The sequence below is a fragment of the Chitinophaga dinghuensis genome (genome assembly GCF_003259435.1).
GTDB lineage: Bacteria > Bacteroidota > Bacteroidia > Chitinophagales > Chitinophagaceae > Chitinophaga > Chitinophaga dinghuensis.
On record NZ_QLMA01000007.1, the window covers coordinates 51,334 to 72,340 of the forward strand.

Here is a 21,007-nt window from a genome sequence, read left to right on the forward strand (position 1 = left end):
CGTTCTACTTATTATTTGTCTTTATTGTTTGATGAACTTCGTCATTGTTACACTTCCGTCCCGGTTTTTAATACTAATCACATAAACGCCGGCCTGTAAGGAAGAGATATCCACTTGCGATAAAGTGGTACTTACCATTCTGCGTAATACCACGCGACCATTGATGTCTGTGATATTCACTTCTGATTTTCCTTTATACCCGGTGAGATTAATATTTAAAACATTGTTAGCAGGATTAGGGAATGCCTGTATACTTTGTGCTTCCTCGCTGCTGCTACGTTCTGTTGTTTTACTGGCGGTACCTAATTGTACGCGTAAAGTATAGCATTGTGTTGCGCTATTGGCGCCACTGTAGCCATATACCTGTGCATAGTAAGTACCTGGGGTCATTGTTCTGCTGATGCTTTCACTGGTGGTACCTCCGTTCTGTGAAATGGCAAGTTGTGTACCTGCGCTATTCAACAGTTTGAGGTCATAATCGGCAGGAAGCGTACCCAATGTAATCGTGATAGTGCCGCCGGTGGTGATAACAAATTTGTAGTTGTCTATATCTCCACTAGGACTGATAAGTCCTGTAACATCCGTATTAAACGGAATGGTGGCAGCGCCTGCGATGGTATTGTTAGTGGCAGTATCCAGCGGACTGGCGCAACCAGCGCTTGCCGTAGTGAACTGGGAAGAAGCATAGGTACTGGTATCGGAACATCTTGTTCTTACTCTCCAGTTGTACAAGGTAAGTGCTGACAAACCAGTTAAATTAACACTGGTAGAAGTGGTGCCTGTTACTGCATTGATCCAGGTGGAAGCGGAATTTGCTTTATAATCTACATCATAACCTGCAGCGCCACTTACTGCTGTCCAGGTGACAGTTGCGCCACTACTGGTGATGCTTGTACTGTTTAAGCCGGTAGGAGCAAAGCAACCGCCTGGAGATGGCGTAAGGAATTGGCCAGCAGAATAGGTACTGCTACCACTTGCACAATTAGATCTTACCCGGTAATCGTAAGTAGTATTAGCTGCCAGACCTGTTAAACCAGCTGAAACGCTGCTGGTAGCTGTTGCTGCGTTGATCCAGGTAGAAGAGGTCGTCGCTTTATAATCCACATCATAAGAGGTAGCTCCGCTTACAGCAGTCCATCCGATCGTTGCAGTCGTTGCAGTGATAGATGAGCTGGATAGCCCGCTAGGAGACGCACATGCAGAACCGGCCGTAATGGTGAAGTCAACATTGGAAATATCGAAGAAGATATTACCAACGGCTTCCACTTTTATTCTGGCGTTAGTGGTCGGCGTGTTAGGAATGGTGACAGATTCGCTGCCGTCATTAGGCGTACTGGCCACCAGTGTGCTGAAGGTAGTGCCGCCATCTGTGGAGATAGATATCTTTACGTTGGCACAACTAATCGGCGATGCAGTGGTATTAGCTACATCCCAGGTGATCAGTTGAGAGGTATTTCCTACCCAGGTGACAAGCGTATTAGGAGAGGTCACCTGAAACGGACCGGCCGTATTGTTCACAGAAACGGTGATTTCCCCGTAATTGGTTTGCCCGATCGTAACCGGAGGGGTAGAGCTGTAGGGAACATTATCCCGTACTGTTAACCGGAATTTCAGATCTCTGGTAACAGAACTCAGCGCTTCTGTATTGGCGCCTGCATCGCCGCCTGGCAATGGACCTGATACCAGGTTTCCGGCCAGGATAGTGGCCATTTTAGGGAAATACCTGGTAGGAGAGGTAGAAGGCGGGAATGAAATCCAGTTAGGCCCTGTTGCTTTGGTTGGACTAGCGACACTGTTGGCGCCTGTTTGAGTAGACAGGGCCGCATCATTTTGTTCCCAGCAATACGTCAGCACATCGCCTGCATTAGCATCCGTAGCGGAGCCGGTAAGGGCGAACGGCGTACTGATAGGAATCGTGTAGTTACTGCCGGCATTCACTACAGGAGTGGCATTGTTTGCCGAAATATTGGTAGTGACAGGACAAGTTTTGCTGGAAAGGTTGGTTTGAATTTGTCCGATGGACGCTGCATGATAGATATCAATGGAATGTGGCGCCACATCCTGACTGGTGATACCGGCATATCCCATGATGGTGATACCAGATCCTGGCTCCACGTTTACGCCGGTATTTTCATTGCTCATAGAAAATGTGTGGTTCGCGCCCAACTGATGGCCTACTTCATGCACTACATAATCAATGTCAAAATTATCGCCTTGCGGGATAGCATCAGCGGGAGACGTGAATCCGCTTCCTTTTGAGTTGTCTACACAAATACAACCGATGCAACCAGCGTTTCCGCCGCCGCCGGATGCGCCAAACAAGTGGCCGATATCGTAGTTGGCCGCGCCTATTTTAGTGTTCAGCGTATTCTGTAATTCGCTGTTCCATGCGCCGCCGGCGCCGGTAGAAGCTACAGAATAAGGATCGGTGGCCGGATTGTAGAATATCACGGCTGTGTCGTTGGCTATCAGGTTCAGGTGAATCGCCAGGTCCTTTTCATATACGCCATTACAACGGGTAAGGGTGGCGTTGATAGCTGCCAGTACTAATGAAACTTGCGCAGGACTGGTAGCGCCGAAATAATTGGAGTATTCGGCAGTTACAGATTGTGCGAGTCGCAGCGTTTTTGCATCGCCGGTTGATCTGGCGACATTGTTGGGTAATTGATTTCCAATGGCAGTAGCCATTTTGTGCTCAGGAGTGGTACACTTCCAGGGTAATACCTTGGGATGCTTTTTAAATACGGTGTACACTTTGTGGTCTGCGGAATAGGGTTCGATGAACTCATTTTCCTTTTCTGTACGGAAAACCACTGTTTGAATACCTTGTGGAGAAACGCTCAGTTTCAGGGTGGCATATTTGTCGGTGATACCTTTTCCTGAAAATGCTCTTATCTCTGGGAACTGTGCCTGCAATGCAGGATCGAAGTTGGAGGCTTCGATGATTTCAAATTCTTCCATCTGGCCGTCCGCATTGGGTATTGTAATAACTGTTTTGGGAGTGGCCCTGTTGGTAACAGTTTTAAATACTTCACTGCGCAACGCAGAAAGATCCAGATCAAATAATTTGAAATTTGCTGGGAATGAAAGCCGGGCAATGGCTTTGTCGGTGTTGATTTTGGCTGGGTCGGTATGGGCTTTCCAATAATTCTGTCCAAACGACATGGAGCTGTAAATCAATACTGTTGCAAGGAGTAAGAGTTTTCTCATAGTGCTACAGATTTGTTGAAAAATAAGGGTAACATGATAAAATTAGGGGAACCCGCTGCGACATTATTGTATTCAGGCAGGAAGTGAGGTAGAAATTTATTAGATGTTGTAACGGAAATGGTTATACGTAAACAGGTGGGGACTGTTGTATTCGTGCGGGGGAGCGGGTGAATAAACCGTTGGTGGCAGATGAGAAGGCTTATTGCTTTGGTTTCTTTTTGAAGTATCCTCTTAAAAGAAAGTTATGTTTTACCGCTTCGAGGTCCTCATTCAGTTTGTTGCTGGCAGAATCGAGGTTATGTATTGTGCTTTTCAGCGCAGCCGCAGCGGCCTCGTCATGTAAAAGTACGTGGGTAATATTATCGCTGTTTTTATTCAGCGCATCGCTGGCAGCTTTGATATTGGCGGCAAAGGCGGAAAGATTATCGATGGTTTCCTCCAATCCGGCAGCGCTATTACTGATATTATTGTAAATGGCAGTATCAGCAAGTAGTCTGTTAATAGATGTTCCCTGCTGGTTCAGGCGTGCTGAAAATGCCTTCAGATTGTTTAACATCTGGATAGAGGAAGAAGAGGAGTTTTTTAAGTTAGCTGCTGTTTCCCGTGCATCATGAATAGTTGTTTTAAGATTCCCAGAAAGCGTGGAGTCGTTTAACAGGGTATTTATCGTGCCATGTCCATTTATTATTTTATCTGTAATTTTTTTAAGGTTATCCGTAATTTGTAAAAGGTTGTTACTGGCGGAATCCAGCATCGTCATCATATCTTTTGTACCGGCTTCCTGGCGGATGTTTAAGTATTCGTTATCCTCAATGACCGGACTGTTTTTGGTGCCACCGTAAATGATGATAATTTTATTGCCGATTAATCCATCAGTACCAATTTTCACAGCTGCATCTTTATGAATATATTTTCTGGATTTTTTTTCGATACTCATGGTAATGAGTACCTTGCCATCCTCAATAAGTTCTATTTTTTTTACAATACCTATTTTGACGCCTGAAATCCAGATATTATCGCCAGCTTTCAGACCATTGACATCATTGAATAGACCATTGACGGTGAATTTGTTTTCAAATGATTTATGTTGTGCCCCTAGCGTTATGATCCCTATCGCTAATATTATGATGGCGATTAATGAGAATAGGCTCACAACAAGCATGTATTTTTTTCTATCTCTGCTCATTTGTCAATGATGAAATTATAATCATAGAAGCTTTTGGCTTCCGGGTCGCTGGTGGTAAAGACCTCTTCAAATGTTCCTTCTTTCCTGAATTTTCCATCTGCAATCAGGGCCACTCTGTCGCCTGTATATTTAGCACAGGTGAGATCATGTGTGATGATAACAGAGCTGGTATTGTATTTTTGTTGTACATCGTTAATCAGCGTAATGATGTCGCCACAGGTGACAGGGTCCAGGCCAGCTGTAGGCTCATCGTACAACATGATTTCTGGTTGCAAGATGAGGGTACGGGCAATACCAATTCTTTTTTTCTGTCCGCCAGACAGCGCTGCCGGCATCTGATTGATGGACTGTAATAATCCTACATTCTCCAATACCTGATTAATTTCTTCATCAATTTCCTTCCTGGTCAAATGGCGTTTATTTCTTACGAGTGGAAATTCGAGATTCTCTTTTACGGTCATACTATCATATAGTGCGCTCCCCTGGTAGAGGAATCCAATTTTTAAGCGCAGGTGTTCCAGTTCTTTAACGTTGAGGCGACTTACCTCCTCGCCGGTTACTTTCACGGTCCCTTTATCTGGTTTCAACAAGCCCGCTATCAGTTTGATCAGAACTGATTTTCCGCTTCCTGAGCGCCCCAGGACCACTACATTTTCTCCTTTAAACAGATCTAAGTCCATGCCCATGAGTACATCTACCGTATCAAACGACTTACACAGCCCTCTGATACTTATAACGGCGTTATCTTTGTTTATTATTACGGATCTTTTTTTCATAAAATTCTATTAAGATGGCCGGAACTGATTAACGATTTGCACAATGATCATTTCCTCAATGAAAATGAGGAACATTGAAATGACGACAGCCATGTTAGCGGCTTTTCCTACTCCTTGCGTGCCTTTCTCCGCATAATATCCCTGGTAGCATCCTGTGATGCCTATGGAGAAGCCATAAGCCATCGATTTAATCAGAGAGGCAAGAACATCCAGAGAGGAAATGCTGGTAAACCCATGTTGAAAGAAAGCAATGAAGCTGGTATTTTCATTCTGGTGTACATTCACATAAGCTCCTAACAGGCCAATGAATGCCATGTATACCATTAGCATGGGATTCACAGAGTCAAAGCGGTTACGCGACTTACTACGAGAAATTTGAAAGGATTGGTGGCAGAAACTTCCATTGCTTCGATTTGTTCTGTCACTTTCATGGAGCCTAGTTCGGCGCCTATATTAGATCCAACTTTCCCCGCAACAATCAAAGAGGTGATTAAAGGGGCTAATGCCCTTACAATGGCAATGGAAATAAGTCCTGGTAGCCATGAAGTAGCGCCGAACTCTGCTAATGATGGCCGCGATTGCTTGGTAAAAACAAGTCCTGTTATAAAACCTGTAAGTGAGACGAGGGCGAGTGATCTGTATCCTATGTTATAGCATTGCCGGGCAATTTCACGCCATTCATAGGGCGGTCTGATCAATTCATAAAAGTATCTGCCAATGAATCTGCAAACACGGAATAGGTCTGTCGCCAAATCCGTGTAAACCATGAATATCCCTTTAGGTCGAGCAGATTTCATAGTGCCAACTTTACTACAAAATTAATCTTGTATTTGCCCATAGACAATGAGATGGGTCAGGGTTTCGAATGATTCCTGTCATTATTCAGAGAAGAAATTGTAGCTACCTTCACATCGTAAGTTCTTTCTTCACAATCAATTATATTGGTATGAACCCGATACTTGTTGCGACAGACTTTTCTCCGGCTGCTCAAAATGCAGCAGACTATGCAGTAGATCTGGCACTAGCCCTGAATAAGGAAGTGGTACTTATAAATGTGTACACTTATCCCATTTCTTATAATGAAGTTCCTGTGATGGTACCTGTTGAAGAAATAGAACAGGGGATTCATGCTGAATTGAAGAAATGGAAAGAGTCTTTGAGCCTTAAAGCACAGGGGAAAATAAGTATTGAAATGGAAGAAAGTATAGGGACATTTTATTCCGGCCTCCAGGATGTGTGTGATCGTCTGCAACCGTACATGGTAATCATGGGCAGCCAGGGCTCTACTGCTGCGGAACGTTTACTTTTAGGAGGACATACTGTCTACACCATGCGACATCTCAAATGGCCTGTAATGGCTGTTCCTGTCAATGCCCATTTTACGGATATAAGAAATGTCGGGCTGGCATGCGATCTCAGTAAGCCTGCATCTATACCTGTAGAACGGATTAAAGCGCTATTGAATGATTTTCATGCCGAACTCCATATCCTTAATATTGAAGGGAAACATCAGGCTTTACATGATTCTCTGGTGGCATCTTTCAGATTAATCAATCTGTTTGGAGAATTGGAACCCCAGTATCATTATGTTAAGAATAAGCATATAGATGAAGCGCTCATGGAGGTCACAGTGAAGAATGATATCCAGCTCCTGATAGTGTTACCTCAACATCATCATTTGCTGGATTCTCTGGCACATAAAAGCCATACACGACATTTGACGATGCGTTGTCCGGCGCCGCTACTGGCGCTGCAATAAGACGGCAGATGGTTATGAAAAAAGTCATATGTTTACGCTCATGACAAATCATGGTTCTCCCACAAGAACACCAGCTAGTATAACTTATGACATTGCCTAAGAAAGGATTACGCAACATTACCGTGGAAAGAAGGAAGTATGCTTATAGCGTTACCGGAACAGATGGCGGATTATCACTCAGTATTATTCCACGTAGCCGGCAAGATAATCTATTAACTGCCGCATTTGATTACCATTCAGTGCCGAAGAATAGTAAGGTACTGCCAAATAGGATCAGTATCACATCTCATTTGGAAGGTTTGACTATTACGGGATATGTTGTTCGACAGGTAATTCTGTACGCACTGGCTACGGGATGGGACCCACAGTTAAAAGGAGGTTTGATGAGGCTGGGAAGGCTGGATGATAAAATAGATTTGAGATTACCTCATTGTGATACAAATGAAGACTCCGACTAGCGGCACCCATTCCTGCTACGAAAATTCAAGATGCATCTCTGCAATAGCTGTGAAGGAAAGAAATGTTGTATAATACGTTATATGTAAATACAGATAATAAAGAGACGCGGAGTTCCCGTGCAGGAATGGATGTTAATAGCAACGCTAGATTCAATGTGTCTTTTCGGTATGGTATACAATACTATCTGATGGCGCTTCTTTTCTGTCGAACATGCCATAATCCCTGACTACCTGCGCAATGCGCAGATGATAATCCTTGAAAACAGAATTCCTTCCTTTTGCCTGTGCTGCTCTGTGTAGCTCTAAGTTTCTCCATTGCTGAATGGCTTTTTCATCTGACCAGAAGGATAACGATAATATTTTTTCAGGATGATAAATGCTTTGAAACCTTTCTATGGAAATGAAACCTGGCATCTTCTCCAGCTCCGGTTTCAGGCTGGCCGCGATGTTCAGGTATTCGGCTTTAGTATCGCTATTGGATGGTATCACTTCAAATATCACCGCAATGGGATGGCTATTGGCAGAGTGCCTGTTGTGGCCATTTTGAAGGAAGGTGAGTACTTCCTGGTATAGTTGAAAGCGATTATTTTCTAAATGCATCACATGGGTACCTTTTCCAATAACAACGTATCGCTTTTCGCTGGTATGTTCCAGCGAGGTGAATAGTTTTTCAGCATCGGTATGATTAGGGTACGCATCCCATTCTCCTCTGATGATTAAGGTGGGGGCTTTTATTTCGGCAGGATTATAATAGGACTTTCCGTGCATTAGATCTGCCACATCCTGGAAAGATCCAGCGGGAAAACGCACGCTGTCCGACTGGTATTTATTCGCCAGCGGATCTGATTGTAACCATTGACAGCCCCAGGTTTCAATTATTTCTTTTTCCAGTACGCAGTCGTTCCCTGCAGGGGTAAGAGCTGCCATGTCCGCTATCCTTTGTTGTGGCGTCATCTCCCTGTAGGCTTCAGGGATATGTTCCGCAACTGTGTTATCGTGTCTTTCTGTAATAGCGGCAAACAATACTAATCTGGCTATTTTCTCCGGGAATCTGCTCGCATACAATGCGCCTACGGAGCCTCCCCATGAGTGGGCAATTAAGTAAATTTTATCTTTCCCTGTTTTCTGCAAAATGTAGTTGACGGCTTTGTCAACATCCAGGTATACTTCTTTTGCGCTTCCAACTACTTTCCCATGGGCATTTTCCTCTTCCATCTCCGGGTAACGATCGGCGTTGCCATAGCCGAGGAAATCGAGCGCATAAGTATTATAACCATTTTCAGATAAATGATCCATCCAGGAATGACCATTCATTTTGAACCCAAAGGCCAGTTGGGAAGGAAATGAATTTCCATGTAGGAATAATATAGGGTAATCATTTGAAAGCACAGCAGGAGATTGGTGTGTAATAGCTATTTGCAGGCCTGAAAGGCGACTTGCTGTTTTTAATATTTTCATCTTGAATAAATTTTTTGCATAAGATTATTTTGCTTCTCATGCGTTTCAATTGTTGCCTCAAAGCTAGTTTTTCGTTAATTTTAATACTTCATTCACGGCTTAACAATGATTGTTAATATGGAAAATCAGTTCAGCGACTTAACCTCCTTAATTGGCGATCCCATACGCAGTATGGTGCTATGGACGCTCCTGGATGGAAGAGCTTATACTGCCATGGAACTGGCTACCTGCACCGGTACCTCCGCGCAGAATATGAGCATGCATTTAAGTAAGTTGTTGAAAGCGGACTTATTGGTGGTGGAGAGTCAGGGTAGACATAGATATTATCGTTTTTCCAGGCAGGAAGTGGCTTATGCTATTGAGGCGCTGGCCAATTTGATTCCTCATAAGAAAGAAGCTAAGATATTGGCCAACATCAGTACAGATATAAAATACTGCAGAACATGTTACGATCATCTGGCCGGAAAAGTAGGAGTATTGATTACAGAAAGATTAACCGCTGATAATATCATTGCGCTACAGGATAAATCGTATATCCTTACCCGTAAGGGCGACCGGTTCTTTCAGGATTTGGGAATAGATTTTAATGTGCTGAAAACTAAAAGGCGCGCTTTGGCAATTCCTTGCCTGGACTGGAGCGAACGTAGGTATCATCTCGCAGGCGCACTGGGGGCGGCGTTGTTGGATAAGATGCTGGAGGCCGACTGGATCAGGAGAAAGAAAGATTCAAGAGCCATCATCATCACGTCTACAGGCAGCGGAGCGTTATATAAGCAATTTAAAGTGGAAGTCTAGCAGAAGAATTCTTTTGATTTTCGTAGTGGGGGCGCCGTTAGTGCGTACTGCACTTGTAAAGTTAAGGTGCAGGCCTTCCGTCAATTTTATTCCGATCGATATCATTGATAAGAAAAGTCGCATGAATCCAGTATTTATGCGACTTTTCAGTTTGACGATCACGTGTAATCCAGAAATAAATGGCGCTGAAATACACTCACTGGGGATATTTTAGGTATGTTGTTTAAGTTTTATATGTATTTTGCCGAAAATAAATCCCTATACCTATGAGCGATACAGAAAAACCTGTACTGGAGAATCCTATTAAGATAGGCCCAATAATTGGTCTTATTGTGTTTTTTAGCCTTGCTAGAGGATGCTATTCCAGTCACAAATCTGATCATGCAGAGTCGGGTCATGTACCTTTGTTAAAGCAGATGTTAGTTGATAAGTCCGCCACTATTGCGAAGATAAACCCTTCCTATAAAGAAGTTACCGTGAAGATCATGCATGTGCCTATGAAGCATTATGAAGTGAGCTACACTTACTGGGCGGATGGGGCACATAGTGGCACGAGGACTTTGTCGGAGCCGCCTACCAGCTTAGAGATGCCGATATATTATGCGAAGTCGGATCCAGATGTCAGTTCTTTTGATCCGGAAGCGGATATCAAAAAGATTCAATCCGATGCCAGTTCCAATTCTAACCTGTACTGGAGTATAGGATGGGCAACTTTTGGGGTGCTGGGCCTTTTAGGCTGGATATCCGAGATAAGGAAGTACCGGAAAGCAAAGAAAGCGATCAAAGATGCAGAAGAGACAGCATATCAGAAAGCAGTTAATTACTAATGAAATAATCATTGAAGTAAAGATTTCTATGTGAAAAATAAGCAGATGGCCCTGATGTCGCAGACATCAGGGCCATCTGCTTAACGCAATTGTTAAGACAGTCTGATGAGCAAGAAAGAAATCAGACGATCTTATCTTCACTTGTTAGCAACTGGAAAAGATTATGCAGTGAAATCAATCAGATTGATTAATTTTTCTGTAAAATCGCGAGGTAGCATATCAACGCATCTGGCAATCAATCGCATTTCATTAGCATGGACAGAAAGACTATCTTTTTACTATTATTGGTATTGGGAACCGCATTTTGGGGAATATCTTTTCCCATTACGAAATTGGCTATCACTAGTAGTTCATCCTCTACATTCCTCTGTTATCGTTTTATTGCGGCGACATTAATTTTATCGATCGTTTTTGCGAAGTATTTCCGGCAAACAGACTGGAAGACTATTAAGGCGGGAATAGGATTATCCTTGCCGCTCACTTTCGGTATCTACCTGGTCACAGTGGGTATGCAGTATACAACAGCCTCTCAATGCGCATTTGTGGCGGGTATGAGCGTGGTGATGGTACCAGTTTTGAAAGTAATACTGTACCGATCTGCCATCCCAATTAAAACGTGGTTGGCTGCGCTGGTGGCATTGACAGGGTTATTTATCATATCTATTAAAGGGGCCATGACTATCTATATCGGGGATCTGTATACATTGATCGGCGCTGCCGGGTTTGCCCTTTATCTCATTCGTGTAGAACAACAAGCGCACCTGAAAAGTATCATACCTACTATTGTGCCCATGTTTGCCGGTTGTGCGATCATCACCGCCATTGTTGCCCTGTTTGATAGTGGGGCCGACTGGTATCCTCAAAGTTCCTCCTTCTGGACAGGCATTGTCTACTGTTCCTTGTTTTCTACGGCTTTTACGTATACTGTTTCCAATATGGCACAACGATATATCAGCTCAGAAAGAGTAGCCGTAATTTACCTGTTTGAGCCTGTATTTGCAGCTATCTCAGCTTATTTTATATTAGACGAGCCATTGACCTTTCGTTTATTATTAGGAGGCAGTTTAATATTTGCGGCAACATTGATTGCAGAAATAAATTTTTCAAAGCGATCTTTGATTAAATAATTGTGGTCAGCATAAGATTAAGAATTCGAAATAAAAGTAATTGAAGATTTGTAAATGAGTTAATTATGAAATTGGAAGATATCGAAGACATGATAATTACAAAAGAAAAGGAGTATTGGTCAAAGGGATCGGAAGACAAAATAGCGTATTCAAAATATGTCCAGTATATCACCAATTCAGATTATTTCGTCTGGGTCGAAGAAACATCAGCTGGGATCGAAGCATTACAACTTATTGATAAATATCCAGATTCTGTCAGAGAGCGGGTGTTAAATGCGCATAATAAGAAGAAGGCATGCGCTGATTATAATCAGATAGGAGACTATTATGAAATGATACTCTTTTATTTGGATGGCTCCGGTCATATCGATGTCCAGATTCAAAAAACGACTACTAAGGAACATTTGTGGGAGTTATTGCAGCTGGCCAATTTTGTCGAAGCTAATTTGATGATCAGTGGCGATATCATCATAAATGAAAGCGTCATAGCGAACCTGTAGTAATACTCCAGGTTCTTATTACTGGCTATATTTTAAAAGCATTGGAAAGGTTTAAGCGTAATCTTTCTCATCTGCCTCGGGGGCTAGTTACCCCTTAACCAGCCCTACTGGTTTTAAAAACTCCGTATTTCTACTTAGAAAATCGCCTGTCAGTCTACCTAGCTTTGCTGTATATCAAACTTGATTGTTCCGCTAATGAACATACCTATAGGGGATTATAGGGCCAGGCGATTTCAAAATTGTTATGATAGTAAAGCGGGCGCCCGCTTTACTATTCAGCCTGGTACATAAGAACTTCCGATGGAAAACGCAAGACTGCTCCTGCATTGTATTGGTTACCAGGAAAGCGTTACATTTTCGTATATTTATGCAAAGGGTGAGAATATACCTCGCCAGGATGTCCATGGCATCTGGTATTTATTTAGAGGCAATAGCCTTACCGCCTCCCAATGCCGACCTAATAAGCGTAAAATTAATCCCATTCCCCATGAATATTGTAGCAGCTGTCAGCAATTACCCAATACTTCGAAGCATAATAAGTATCGCCATTTTTTTAGGCGTTACTGTTAGTTCTTCTGGACAAGATAGTGTATTGTCGCGTATTCAGCGTATGCCAGCAGATACGGCTAAAGTAAACCGGTTACTGGCCTATGCTACCAAAATATTAGCTAAAGATGATTCCACTGCATTGCAGCTTTCTGAACAAGGACTAAGGCTCAGCGAACAATTGCATTATATGGATGGAATGGCCTTGGCCTACCGGCGTATCGGTTATATTAAAATCAATCGGGACGACTACCCCGCATCTATTGCCGCAAATAAAATGGCATTACATTACGCAATTCAACAAAAACAGCTGACAACCACCGTGGCTGCCTGTAATAACATTGGACATGCCTTCCGGCAAATGGATAAGGTGGATAGTGCCATTGCCTACTATTTACAGGGAATTCAAGCGGTGGAGAACGCGAAATTGACAAACGATCAACAGGTGACAAAAGGAGATGTTACTGCTACCTACGCTATGTTACATACGAACATTACGTCCCTGTATTGTAATATGCAAAATTTCTCTAAAGCCATGGAATATGGGCAGAAGGCCATTCGTATAGCCGGCAGCGTGCACGATACGCTACAATTGACAGTAGCATTGGTCTGCACGGGCCATGTATATGAAGGAGAAAAACAGTTTAGTATAGGAATGAATTACGCCAGAGAGGCATTGGCCTTATCCGCCACCCTGAATAATCCCCTCGTATCCTCGAAGATATTTCATTTGATAGCAGTTTGTTACACTGGACTCAAGTTGCCAGATTCGGCGATACTGGCCAGCAAGAAGGTAATGGCCTATACAAAAGGAATGGATGCCCACGGGTATTTGTCGTCGTTCATAGATATTGCCGATGCCTACCATCTGAAAGAAGCATATAAACAGGAGGAAGCTATCTTGCTTGCAGGCATAAAAGAGCTGAATGTTGTAAACCACAGCGCTTTCTTTGGAAGACACCTGTATGAAAAATTAGCTAATACCCAATACGCGTTGGGCAATTACCGACATGCCTATGAATACCTCGGAAAGGCCAACAACTATAAAGACTCCCTGATGAGTAAAGAAAACAGAGATGCTATAGCGAATCTGGAATCGCAGTATAAAACGGCCATGAAAGAGAAAGAACTGGCGCAAAAAGATCTGCAGTTGCAGCAGCACCGCAATTACATGTACTTCGCCATCGCTGGTTTGATCGTTGCACTACTACTCGTGGTCATATTGATTATTCAACGCAGCAGTAAACGTAAGTTGCATGAAAGAAAATTGGAAACCATCCAGCAACAAAAAGAGCTGCATTTGCTGCAGGCGCTGATGCAGGGAGAGGAAAGGGAGCGTAGCCGCATTGCCAAAGACCTGCATGACGGAGTAGCCGGTATGCTGGCAGCTACCAAGATGCATTTCAGCAGCATACCTGATGCAGATGATCTGGTGAATACAGAAGGATACCAACAAGGGATGAAGTTACTCAATGAGGCTACAACGGAAATCCGTAAGACATCCCATAACCTGATGCCGGAAGTACTCTTACAATATGGATTGGATGAGGCATTGCGCCGTTACTGTAATCGTGTGAACAACAGCAAATCTATGCAGATAGTGTATGATTCCTGGGGAGATATCAGCCGGTATCCGGACGGCTTTGAACTATCTGTATACCGGATTGTTCAAGAGCTGATCAATAATATTGTCAAACATTCACGAGCCACAGTGGCAAATGTACAAGTATCGGCACAGCAAAATTTGCTCTCTGTTTCCATTGAGGATAACGGTATCGGTTTTATTACAGATGATGCAAAAGATGGAATGGGCCTTAAAAGTTTGAAAAGTCGGGTCCTGGCATTAAATGGGAAAATGGATATCCAAACGTCAGAAGAGAGCGGTGTCTGCGCTTATCTGGAGTTTGAAATCACTACTGAAAAAACGGAAAATACGATCGTATGAATAAATGCAAATTAGTGTTGGTTGATGATCATATAGTAGTACTGGACGGGTTGAAAACCATGCTGGGTACGTTTATGCATTTGGAAATCGTATATGCGACCCAGTCAGGAACAGCGCTACTCCATTACCTGGAGCAGGAAACGCCGGATGTGCTGCTCATGGATATACAGATGCCAGATATGGATGGCATTGATCTATGTAAGCAAGTAGTACGAAAGTACCCGGGCGTAAAGATTATTGCCTTCAGCAGTTTTGATGACTCCAATTATGTAAAACAGATTTTCCGTAATGGCGCTAAAGGCTATTTATTAAAGAACAGTGATAAACATACTATCGTGAAAGCCATTGAGGCTGTTATGGAAGGAGAGGAGTATATGGATGAAACCATCAAGAAGATCCTGTTGCAGGAAAGTATTACCGGGCAACGGAGATCCATTTTTGATGTGCCACTCACCAAAAGAGAAAAAGAGATTTTGAAACTGGTGGCAGAAGGCTTTACCAGCCAGGAGATTGCAGATAAACTTTTTATCAATCTGCGTACTGTTGAAACACACCGTATGAATATCAATCAGAAACTGGATGTGAAAAATACGGTGGGACTGGTAAAAGAAGCGATGAAAAGAGGGTTAATTGAATAGATTAATCCTCCATCCATATAGCTATTATCAGGCGGACCAAGGTCCGCCTGTTTTTTTATTTCCACCAGTGATAATAATTATGCATCCCATCATATTCAAATCCAGTCCGGGGATACAGGCTGTTACCAATGTCATTGGTTTTCTCTGTTTCAAGCATTAATCCACAAGCGTCTGTTTCTTCACACCACTGTTTACTGCGGTCTATCAATGCTATAGACAATCCTTTTCCCCTGAAATCGGGATGTACAAACAAGTCGCTCAGCAACCATTGTTTTTGCAGTTTGGTATAATGAAATAGTTTATACAATTGTACAAACCCCACGGCTTTCCCATCAGCGATGGCGAGGAAAATATCGGATTCGCTATTCAGGAATCTCTCTTTCAGAAAAGCCTTTCCCTTTTCTACATCTGATTCCTGGCGATAAAAAATGCGGTACAGATTGAATAATACGGCTGTTTCATCCAGATCTTCCAAACTTGCTTTTTTGATTTTGTAGTTCATTATGTCAGCGTTTTTTGAATTGCAATACAAAAGTATTGGATCGCAGGACCAGATGTCTGGTCCAGATTTTAACATAATAGCTGGTCCAGATAGGATTAAAGTGGAGGATGATAGGTAGTATTTTGACCAGGTTGCGTATATAGATCTCCGTGGTACTGAATTCTATATAAGGGAAATCGATCCGCCTGATTAACTTATCCAGCAGAATACTTAATTCTACAGCCAGGAAAATTAATTCTATTTTTGAGTGATATGTCGAAGAAATTATCCCTGGCTGTTATACTGTTATGTGTTTCTGTTTTTTCTGCCTATGGTCAAAAGCAATGGAATACCTGGTATTTTGGGAATGGCGTTGGAATAGATTTTAATGGTAGCCAACCTGTTGCACTGAATAATAGTAGTATGAATCAAATGGAGGGTTCTGCCTCTATTTCAGATGATGCTGGTCAACTACTGTTCTATACTGACGGTGTAACCGTTTATAACAGATTCCATCAGGTAATGATGAATGGGACAGGATTAATGGGCCATTCATCCAGCACCCAATCGGCATTGATTGTTCCTAAACCGGGAGACAAAAATATCTATTACATTTTTACAATTCCATACAGGGGAGATCCGGCCGCCATAGGGTTAAGATATTCGGAGGTGGATATGCGTATGGATAATGGCAAAGGTGGTATTACGATCAACAAAAATACGCCTTTGGTCACCGATTGTTATGAGAAGGTAGCAGCTGTGAAACACTGCAATAACCGGGATGTTTGGGTGACCACTTATCAGTTACGAACGAATTCCATTCTATCTTTCCTTGTCACTCCAAATGGAGTAACCACCCAATCAGTATACAGCGGACCTGGTCAGGTGGGGGGAATGGCTGGTTACCTGCCCGTAGAAAGAACGGTAGGGTATATCCGATATTCTCCCAACGGTAAAAAAATTGCACTTGCCTATTTTGATACCTCTTTCCAGATAGCCGACTTTGATAATATGACAGGAAAAATAAGCAACTCCGTTTTCCTGTATTACTACGAAATTCCGGGTGGAACCTATTTGACGCCATATGGACTTGAATTCTCCCCAGATAGTAAGACACTTTATCTGGGCTCCGCTGTTCCTGCCTATGGAGGGGAATTATTTAGTATGGATGTGAGCATGCAAAATGCTACTGCTATGAGAAGTTCTGTTATCCAAATATTACCCTGGGATGAATACAGGGAAGTTTTCAGCCTTTGTCTGGGCCCGGATAACAAAATTTATATTGCAGAGAAAACAACTAATAATTACACCAGCGTACTCACTAATCCCAATAACCGGAGTAATCCAGGCTATGTCAACGGTGTTATCAGGTATAATTCCGGAAATGCTACTTTGGGATTACCCAATATTATCGCAGGAAATGCAAAAACGGCCACACAATTAGGAGATATTGTTATAAAACAATCCTGTACTGACCAATCCATTACTTATGGTTGTACGGATTTATCGGGGGTAGACTCCGTTCACTGGCATTTTGGCGAAGGCGATACCACACGGATTCCCGCTGGCGCCTATACTTATACTAAAGAAGATAAATATCTGGTTTCCCTGATTCGATTTTATCCCTGTTATTCTGATACGCTTACTAAAAGCATTGACATTAAGGTGTTGAAATTAAGTCTTGGCAATGATATTGCCCTTTGCGAAGGGCAACCATTACTGCTGAAAGGGGATCAACCTGATGTCAGTTATTTATGGAATGATGGCAGCACTGGACAAACATTGTCCGTTTCCTCATCAGGGCAATACTGGTTGGAGATCCAGGATGCAAAAGGCTGCAAAGTCCGAAGTACTATCCAGGTTTTGTTCAAACCTTATCCTGTATTGAAAGCTTTGCCGGATATTTTCCTATGTGATAAAAAGCCAGTGCAACTGGATATTACTTCAGATCATCCCGGCGCCAAATACTATTTACAGGGCGTAGAACAAGGACCAATATTAGACATCAAAAAAGCGGGTACTTATAAGATCAGCGTCGCATTGGATGAATGTGAAACAACAGGCAGTTTCCAGGTGGAAGAGGATACTTTGCCTCACTTTTCTCTGGGAGGTAAAATGGAGCTATGTACTGGTAGTTCAATATTATTGGATCTATCCAGCCACCACTTTCCTGAATATACCTGGCAGGACGGATCGCATGCCTCTACTTATAAAATCGTACGTCCAGGCCGATATTATATGACTGCAAGAAATAAATGCGGTATGGTTTCAGATACCCTGAAAGTGGTGGAAAAAGACTGCGAAGGATATTTTATGCTCCCTACTGCATTTACGCCAAATCATGATGGGAAAAACGATTTATTCCGGCCTGTTTTCAAAGGTACCATAAATGGATACTTATTGCAGGTATATTCCAGATGGGGCAACCGGGTGTTTGTTTCCAATGATCCGCGTATAGGATGGGATGGAAAACTGGGAAATCTGCCACTACCAGCAGGTAGCTATATTTGGCAACTTAATTATCGAACCTATCAAACAGATGAACTGATCACTAAAACTGGTTCCGTTTTATTGATTCGGTAGATCATAAAAAATCCTGGCAGTGATCATCTGCCAGGATTTTTATTTAGGGAGACAACATATCCTCTGCCTAAAAAGGCTTTCTGTATCCCCATTATTATTTGGCATGTAATGCCTGTCCTTCAAACGCCACTCCAGACCATCCATTTGCTATAAACTGCCTGATATTCTGATGATCTGTTCCATCAGGAGTATTCAACACTGCCTGGTAATGCTCTGCAAACAGATACAGCGTATCTTCTTTTGATAAATTATTCAGCTGTGCAAACGCAAAAACCTTTGCACTACCCTGATTCTGGGTAGCCTCATTATATGCCTCGCCATTCTTAAAAGCTGTAGGCTGATGATCATATTTACTTTCTATGAATGTAATGACCTCTTTAAAAGAGATCGCGTTGTTTTTCAAACTACCTATTAATGCGGTTACCTGCTCGTTCATGAATAATTGTAATATTTATTATATGAATGCCCAAAAATAGCAATTAAAATCATTATTTACCCTTGTTGGCTGTTGACTGGGATCGGAATGGATAACGTATCTTTACTTACTCAGATTCATTTTAATAACCGTTTTCTATGGAACTTGGTCAGTTTCTTCATCAGAGTATTAGTTGCAGCAAGGATGTGAACATGAGAATTGACAGCTTGTTTGTCAGGAAAGAGTTCAATAAAGGGCATCAGCTCTTGCCGGTGGATAACCAGTCGAGGTTACTGTTTTTTATTGAAAGCGGACTAGGCAGGAGTTATTATTTTAAAGATCAGAAAGATATTACACATCTGTTTTTGGGAGAAAATAAATTCTATTTTCCGATTCATAACATCTTCAATAGTACGGCTTCTCCATATGCATTTGAACTATTGGAGAAAAGTGTGGTGCGCATTGCGGATTATATGGAAGTGGAACAGCATATAGATCAAAGCCCTTCCTTACAGAAGTTCTCCAGGATGTTGCTGGCAGAGTTACTGAAAGAGTCGTCCGACAGACTGCATTCCATCCAGTTCCAATCTGCAAGGGAAAGATATGAATCCTTGTTGATCTCCCATCCGGATATTCTGTTGAAAGTCTCCCTGGGGCATATTGCCTCCTACCTCGGCATTACCCAGCAAACGCTAAGCGTGATAAGGTCTACGGTGAAGTCGAGATAGCGATTAGCAACAGCATATTTTTTAAGATACCTTCAAAAATTACTGTCCACTGTTTTCTTTCTTTGTACCATTATACTTTCTGTTATGCAAACAATATTAGGAGCAAATGGTCAGATTGCCATCGCTTTGGCACAGGAACTAATACAACATTATACGGATGATATACGGCTGGTGAGTCGGCATCCTGTAAAAATCAATAGCACCGATACGCTGTTTCCCGCAGATTTGATGGACCCTGTGCTGACAGCGAAAGCCGTAGCCGGTAGTGATATCGTATACTTCACGGTAGGATTACCAATGGACACGCCACTCTGGGTGGCGCAGTTTCCCATTATCATGCGTAATGTAATCGATGCTTGCAAACAACATCAGGCAAAGCTGGTATTCTTCGATAACACCTATATGTATCCTCAGAACGATGATGTTTTAACAGAAGATACACCTTTTGCCCCGGTGGGAACAAAAGGGCGAATACGGGGCCAGATGGCCAATATGCTGCTGGAGGAAATCGCGTCTCACCAAATTAATGCAGTCATATGCAGGGCTCCTGAATTTTATGGGCCTGGCAAAACGCAAAGTATTACCAATTCGCTCATTTTTGATAAGATCAGGCAACATAAAACGGCTCGGGTACTTTGGAGAGATGATACGATCCGAACCCTCATCTGGACGCCTGATGCGAGTCGTGCTACAGCATTAATCGGCAATACGCCGGATGCTTATGATCAGACCTGGCATCTACCTTGTGATGATCAGCAGATAACTTATAAATCTTTCATTGCCACAGCGGCGGAGATTTATCAAAGGGAACTTCCTTATAAAGTAATACCAGGTTGGGTGTTAAAAACAGGCGCCCTCTTTAACCGGCAGTTGAAAGAAATCAAGGAGCTATTACCAAGGTATGCGCACAATAATATATTTGACTCCTCCCGGTTTAAACAACGATTTCCGGCATTTCATATAACCTCTTATGAAGAGGGAATAAGACTGATTAAAGCAGAACAGGAGCGGAATTAATCCACTCCTGTCATTATTTTATGGCCTTGTAAAAATGACTGTCTTCCCAAATAAAGGAGTGCCTACATATCCTCTGATTTCCAGCTGACAGTCTTTCAGGGTCATTACGCTGTTGTAAGTCTTTCCACTTTTGGGATCGTATATTTCCCCATCGGTCCACTTTCCATTTTCGAATCTGAAGCCGGTTAGTATCACCATATTCAATACAGGACGATCTCTTAGCTTGCTATCCTTGTTTTTACTGTCTTTACGCGGGGTTTTCCCATCTGCCTCAAATGGAGATTTAATCCATATCAGCTTTCCATAATATTTCCCGGAGGCTTCGTAAATCTCTACTTTCCCATCTTTTTCCGGGTTAAACCATACGCCTTTAATTGCATCGGCCGTTTGCGCGAAACCCGTCATGCTGGCTAAAATGAATCCTACTACTAATGCTAATTGCTTCATAAATTTCAACTTTGCTGTAAAGGAAATGCATTCAGCAGGTATATTTTTGAAGATAGATTAAAAAAACAGTGGGAGAGATTTGTTAGGAATGGGAGATGAATGCGTTATCAT

The 21,007-nt window shown here is 42.5% G+C and carries 20 protein-coding genes and 1 pseudogene; 11 read left to right on the plus strand and 10 right to left on the minus strand.

The annotated features are described in order from the left end of the window. Positions 1-21: 21 nt before the first annotated feature. The 6 genes and pseudogenes from CLV59_RS29485 to CLV59_RS29345 form a co-directional block, all read right to left on the minus strand. Complete coding sequence (locus CLV59_RS29485; RefSeq protein WP_394336936.1) at positions 22-1,341, minus strand: T9SS type A sorting domain-containing protein; 1,320 nt, start codon at positions 1,339-1,341, stop codon at positions 22-24. A 681-nt stretch (positions 1,342-2,022) separates the two neighbouring features. After that, positions 2,023-3,210, minus strand: a pseudogene (locus CLV59_RS29490) (reprolysin-like metallopeptidase); the annotation flags it as partial. A gap of 199 nt (positions 3,211-3,409) precedes the next feature. After that, positions 3,410-4,363: an MlaD family protein gene (locus CLV59_RS20105; protein WP_170137830.1), complete on the minus strand. Its 954-nt coding sequence runs from the start codon at positions 4,361-4,363 to the stop codon at positions 3,410-3,412. A 29-nt stretch (positions 4,364-4,392) separates the two neighbouring features. Further along, positions 4,393-5,172: an ABC transporter ATP-binding protein gene (locus tag CLV59_RS20110; protein WP_111593881.1), complete on the minus strand. Its 780-nt coding sequence runs from the start codon at positions 5,170-5,172 to the stop codon at positions 4,393-4,395. Between the two features lie 9 nt (positions 5,173-5,181). Continuing rightward, positions 5,182-5,487, minus strand: a complete 306-nt coding sequence (locus tag CLV59_RS29340; RefSeq protein ID WP_262511907.1) for an ABC transporter permease — start codon at positions 5,485-5,487, stop codon at positions 5,182-5,184. A gap of 20 nt (positions 5,488-5,507) precedes the next feature. Next, entirely contained in the window at positions 5,508-5,969 is a 462-nt protein-coding gene (locus CLV59_RS29345) for an MlaE family ABC transporter permease (protein ID WP_262511908.1), read from the minus strand. 149 nt (positions 5,970-6,118) lie between these two features. On the opposite strand from CLV59_RS29345, the gene CLV59_RS20120 reads away from it, so the two are divergent. Together CLV59_RS20120 and CLV59_RS20125 are read left to right on the plus strand one after the other, a co-directional pair. After that, positions 6,119-6,931: a universal stress protein gene (locus CLV59_RS20120; RefSeq protein WP_170137831.1), complete on the plus strand. Its 813-nt coding sequence runs from the start codon at positions 6,119-6,121 to the stop codon at positions 6,929-6,931. Positions 6,932-7,017: 86 nt separating this feature from the next. Beyond that, positions 7,018-7,389, plus strand: coding sequence for a hypothetical protein (locus CLV59_RS20125; protein ID WP_111593883.1), 372 nt, complete (start codon positions 7,018-7,020; stop codon positions 7,387-7,389). 150 nt (positions 7,390-7,539) lie between these two features. Here the strand turns inward: CLV59_RS20125 and CLV59_RS28975 are convergent, their stop codons facing one another. Beyond that, positions 7,540-8,847, minus strand: coding sequence for an alpha/beta fold hydrolase (locus tag CLV59_RS28975; protein WP_170137832.1), 1,308 nt, complete (start codon positions 8,845-8,847; stop codon positions 7,540-7,542). Between the two features lie 117 nt (positions 8,848-8,964). On the opposite strand from CLV59_RS28975, the gene CLV59_RS20135 reads away from it, so the two are divergent. The 6 genes from CLV59_RS20135 to CLV59_RS20160 all read left to right on the plus strand — a co-directional run bounded on the left by CLV59_RS20135 (position 8,965) and on the right by CLV59_RS20160 (position 15,225). Beyond that, positions 8,965-9,642, plus strand: coding sequence for an ArsR/SmtB family transcription factor (locus CLV59_RS20135; protein ID WP_111594198.1), 678 nt, complete (start codon positions 8,965-8,967; stop codon positions 9,640-9,642). Between the two features lie 266 nt (positions 9,643-9,908). After that, on the plus strand, positions 9,909-10,469 hold the full coding sequence (locus CLV59_RS20140) for a hypothetical protein (protein ID WP_111593884.1): 561 nt from the start codon (positions 9,909-9,911) through the stop codon (positions 10,467-10,469). A gap of 254 nt (positions 10,470-10,723) precedes the next feature. Further along, positions 10,724-11,596, plus strand: a complete 873-nt coding sequence (locus CLV59_RS20145; RefSeq protein WP_111593885.1) for a DMT family transporter — start codon at positions 10,724-10,726, stop codon at positions 11,594-11,596. A gap of 65 nt (positions 11,597-11,661) precedes the next feature. Continuing rightward, positions 11,662-12,096: a hypothetical protein gene (locus CLV59_RS20150; protein ID WP_111593886.1), complete on the plus strand. Its 435-nt coding sequence runs from the start codon at positions 11,662-11,664 to the stop codon at positions 12,094-12,096. Positions 12,097-12,583: 487 nt separating this feature from the next. Beyond that, a complete protein-coding gene (locus tag CLV59_RS20155; protein WP_170137833.1) occupies positions 12,584-14,587 on the plus strand; it encodes a tetratricopeptide repeat-containing sensor histidine kinase in 2,004 nt (667 codons plus the stop codon). After that, positions 14,584-15,225, plus strand: a complete 642-nt coding sequence (locus CLV59_RS20160; protein WP_111593888.1) for a response regulator — start codon at positions 14,584-14,586, stop codon at positions 15,223-15,225. The genes CLV59_RS20155 and CLV59_RS20160 overlap by 4 nt, the downstream gene beginning before the upstream one ends. 55 nt (positions 15,226-15,280) lie before the next feature. Here CLV59_RS20160 and CLV59_RS20165 read toward each other — a convergent pair whose 3' ends face one another. After that, the gene (locus CLV59_RS20165) at positions 15,281-15,727 is read right to left on the minus strand and encodes a GNAT family N-acetyltransferase (RefSeq protein ID WP_111593889.1); all 447 of its coding nucleotides are present in this window, start codon (positions 15,725-15,727) and stop codon (positions 15,281-15,283) included. A gap of 252 nt (positions 15,728-15,979) precedes the next feature. Between CLV59_RS20165 and CLV59_RS20170 the strand changes: the two genes are divergently transcribed. Further along, a complete protein-coding gene (locus CLV59_RS20170; protein ID WP_111593890.1) occupies positions 15,980-18,289 on the plus strand; it encodes a T9SS type B sorting domain-containing protein in 2,310 nt (769 codons plus the stop codon). 94 nt (positions 18,290-18,383) lie between these two features. Here CLV59_RS20170 and CLV59_RS20175 read toward each other — a convergent pair whose 3' ends face one another. Further along, positions 18,384-18,725 (minus strand): HopJ type III effector protein, encoded by a 342-nt coding sequence (locus tag CLV59_RS20175; protein WP_111593891.1) that lies wholly within the window; start codon positions 18,723-18,725, stop codon positions 18,384-18,386. A 137-nt stretch (positions 18,726-18,862) separates the two neighbouring features. On the opposite strand from CLV59_RS20175, the gene CLV59_RS20180 reads away from it, so the two are divergent. Both CLV59_RS20180 and CLV59_RS20185 read left to right on the plus strand, forming a co-directional pair. After that, positions 18,863-19,432 (plus strand): Crp/Fnr family transcriptional regulator, encoded by a 570-nt coding sequence (locus tag CLV59_RS20180; RefSeq protein ID WP_111593892.1) that lies wholly within the window; start codon positions 18,863-18,865, stop codon positions 19,430-19,432. 84 nt (positions 19,433-19,516) lie between these two features. Next, positions 19,517-20,449, plus strand: a complete 933-nt coding sequence (locus CLV59_RS20185; RefSeq protein WP_111593893.1) for an NAD-dependent epimerase/dehydratase family protein — start codon at positions 19,517-19,519, stop codon at positions 20,447-20,449. An 18-nt stretch (positions 20,450-20,467) separates the two neighbouring features. On the opposite strand, the gene CLV59_RS20190 is transcribed toward CLV59_RS20185, so the two are convergent. Next, positions 20,468-20,896, minus strand: coding sequence for a DUF2147 domain-containing protein (locus tag CLV59_RS20190; RefSeq protein WP_111593894.1), 429 nt, complete (start codon positions 20,894-20,896; stop codon positions 20,468-20,470). Positions 20,897-21,007: the final 111 nt, after the last annotated feature.

Bases quoted from the DNA above. Each gene is read 5' to 3' on its own strand.
- CLV59_RS20110 (WP_111593881.1), bottom strand. From the start codon at position 5,172: ATGAAAAAAAGATCCGTAATAATAAACAAAGATAACGCCGTTATAAGT.
- CLV59_RS29340 (WP_262511907.1), bottom strand. From the start codon at position 5,487: ATGGCATTCATTGGCCTGTTAGGAGCTTATGTGAATGTACACCAGAAT.
- CLV59_RS29345 (WP_262511908.1), bottom strand. From the start codon at position 5,969: ATGAAATCTGCTCGACCTAAAGGGATATTCATGGTTTACACGGATTTG.
- CLV59_RS20120 (WP_170137831.1), top strand. From the start codon at position 6,119: ATGAACCCGATACTTGTTGCGACAGACTTTTCTCCGGCTGCTCAAAAT.
- CLV59_RS20125 (WP_111593883.1), top strand. From the start codon at position 7,018: ATGACATTGCCTAAGAAAGGATTACGCAACATTACCGTGGAAAGAAGG.
- CLV59_RS28975 (WP_170137832.1), bottom strand. From the start codon at position 8,847: ATGAAAATATTAAAAACAGCAAGTCGCCTTTCAGGCCTGCAAATAGCT.
- CLV59_RS20135 (WP_111594198.1), top strand. From the start codon at position 8,965: ATGGAAAATCAGTTCAGCGACTTAACCTCCTTAATTGGCGATCCCATA.
- CLV59_RS20140 (WP_111593884.1), top strand. From the start codon at position 9,909: ATGAGCGATACAGAAAAACCTGTACTGGAGAATCCTATTAAGATAGGC.
- CLV59_RS20145 (WP_111593885.1), top strand. From the start codon at position 10,724: ATGGACAGAAAGACTATCTTTTTACTATTATTGGTATTGGGAACCGCA.
- CLV59_RS20150 (WP_111593886.1), top strand. From the start codon at position 11,662: ATGAAATTGGAAGATATCGAAGACATGATAATTACAAAAGAAAAGGAG.
- CLV59_RS20155 (WP_170137833.1), top strand. From the start codon at position 12,584: ATGAATATTGTAGCAGCTGTCAGCAATTACCCAATACTTCGAAGCATA.
- CLV59_RS20160 (WP_111593888.1), top strand. From the start codon at position 14,584: ATGAATAAATGCAAATTAGTGTTGGTTGATGATCATATAGTAGTACTG.
- CLV59_RS20165 (WP_111593889.1), bottom strand. From the start codon at position 15,727: ATGAACTACAAAATCAAAAAAGCAAGTTTGGAAGATCTGGATGAAACA.
- CLV59_RS20170 (WP_111593890.1), top strand. From the start codon at position 15,980: ATGTCGAAGAAATTATCCCTGGCTGTTATACTGTTATGTGTTTCTGTT.
- CLV59_RS20175 (WP_111593891.1), bottom strand. From the start codon at position 18,725: ATGAACGAGCAGGTAACCGCATTAATAGGTAGTTTGAAAAACAACGCG.
- CLV59_RS20180 (WP_111593892.1), top strand. From the start codon at position 18,863: ATGGAACTTGGTCAGTTTCTTCATCAGAGTATTAGTTGCAGCAAGGAT.
- CLV59_RS20185 (WP_111593893.1), top strand. From the start codon at position 19,517: ATGCAAACAATATTAGGAGCAAATGGTCAGATTGCCATCGCTTTGGCA.
- CLV59_RS20190 (WP_111593894.1), bottom strand. From the start codon at position 20,896: ATGAAGCAATTAGCATTAGTAGTAGGATTCATTTTAGCCAGCATGACG.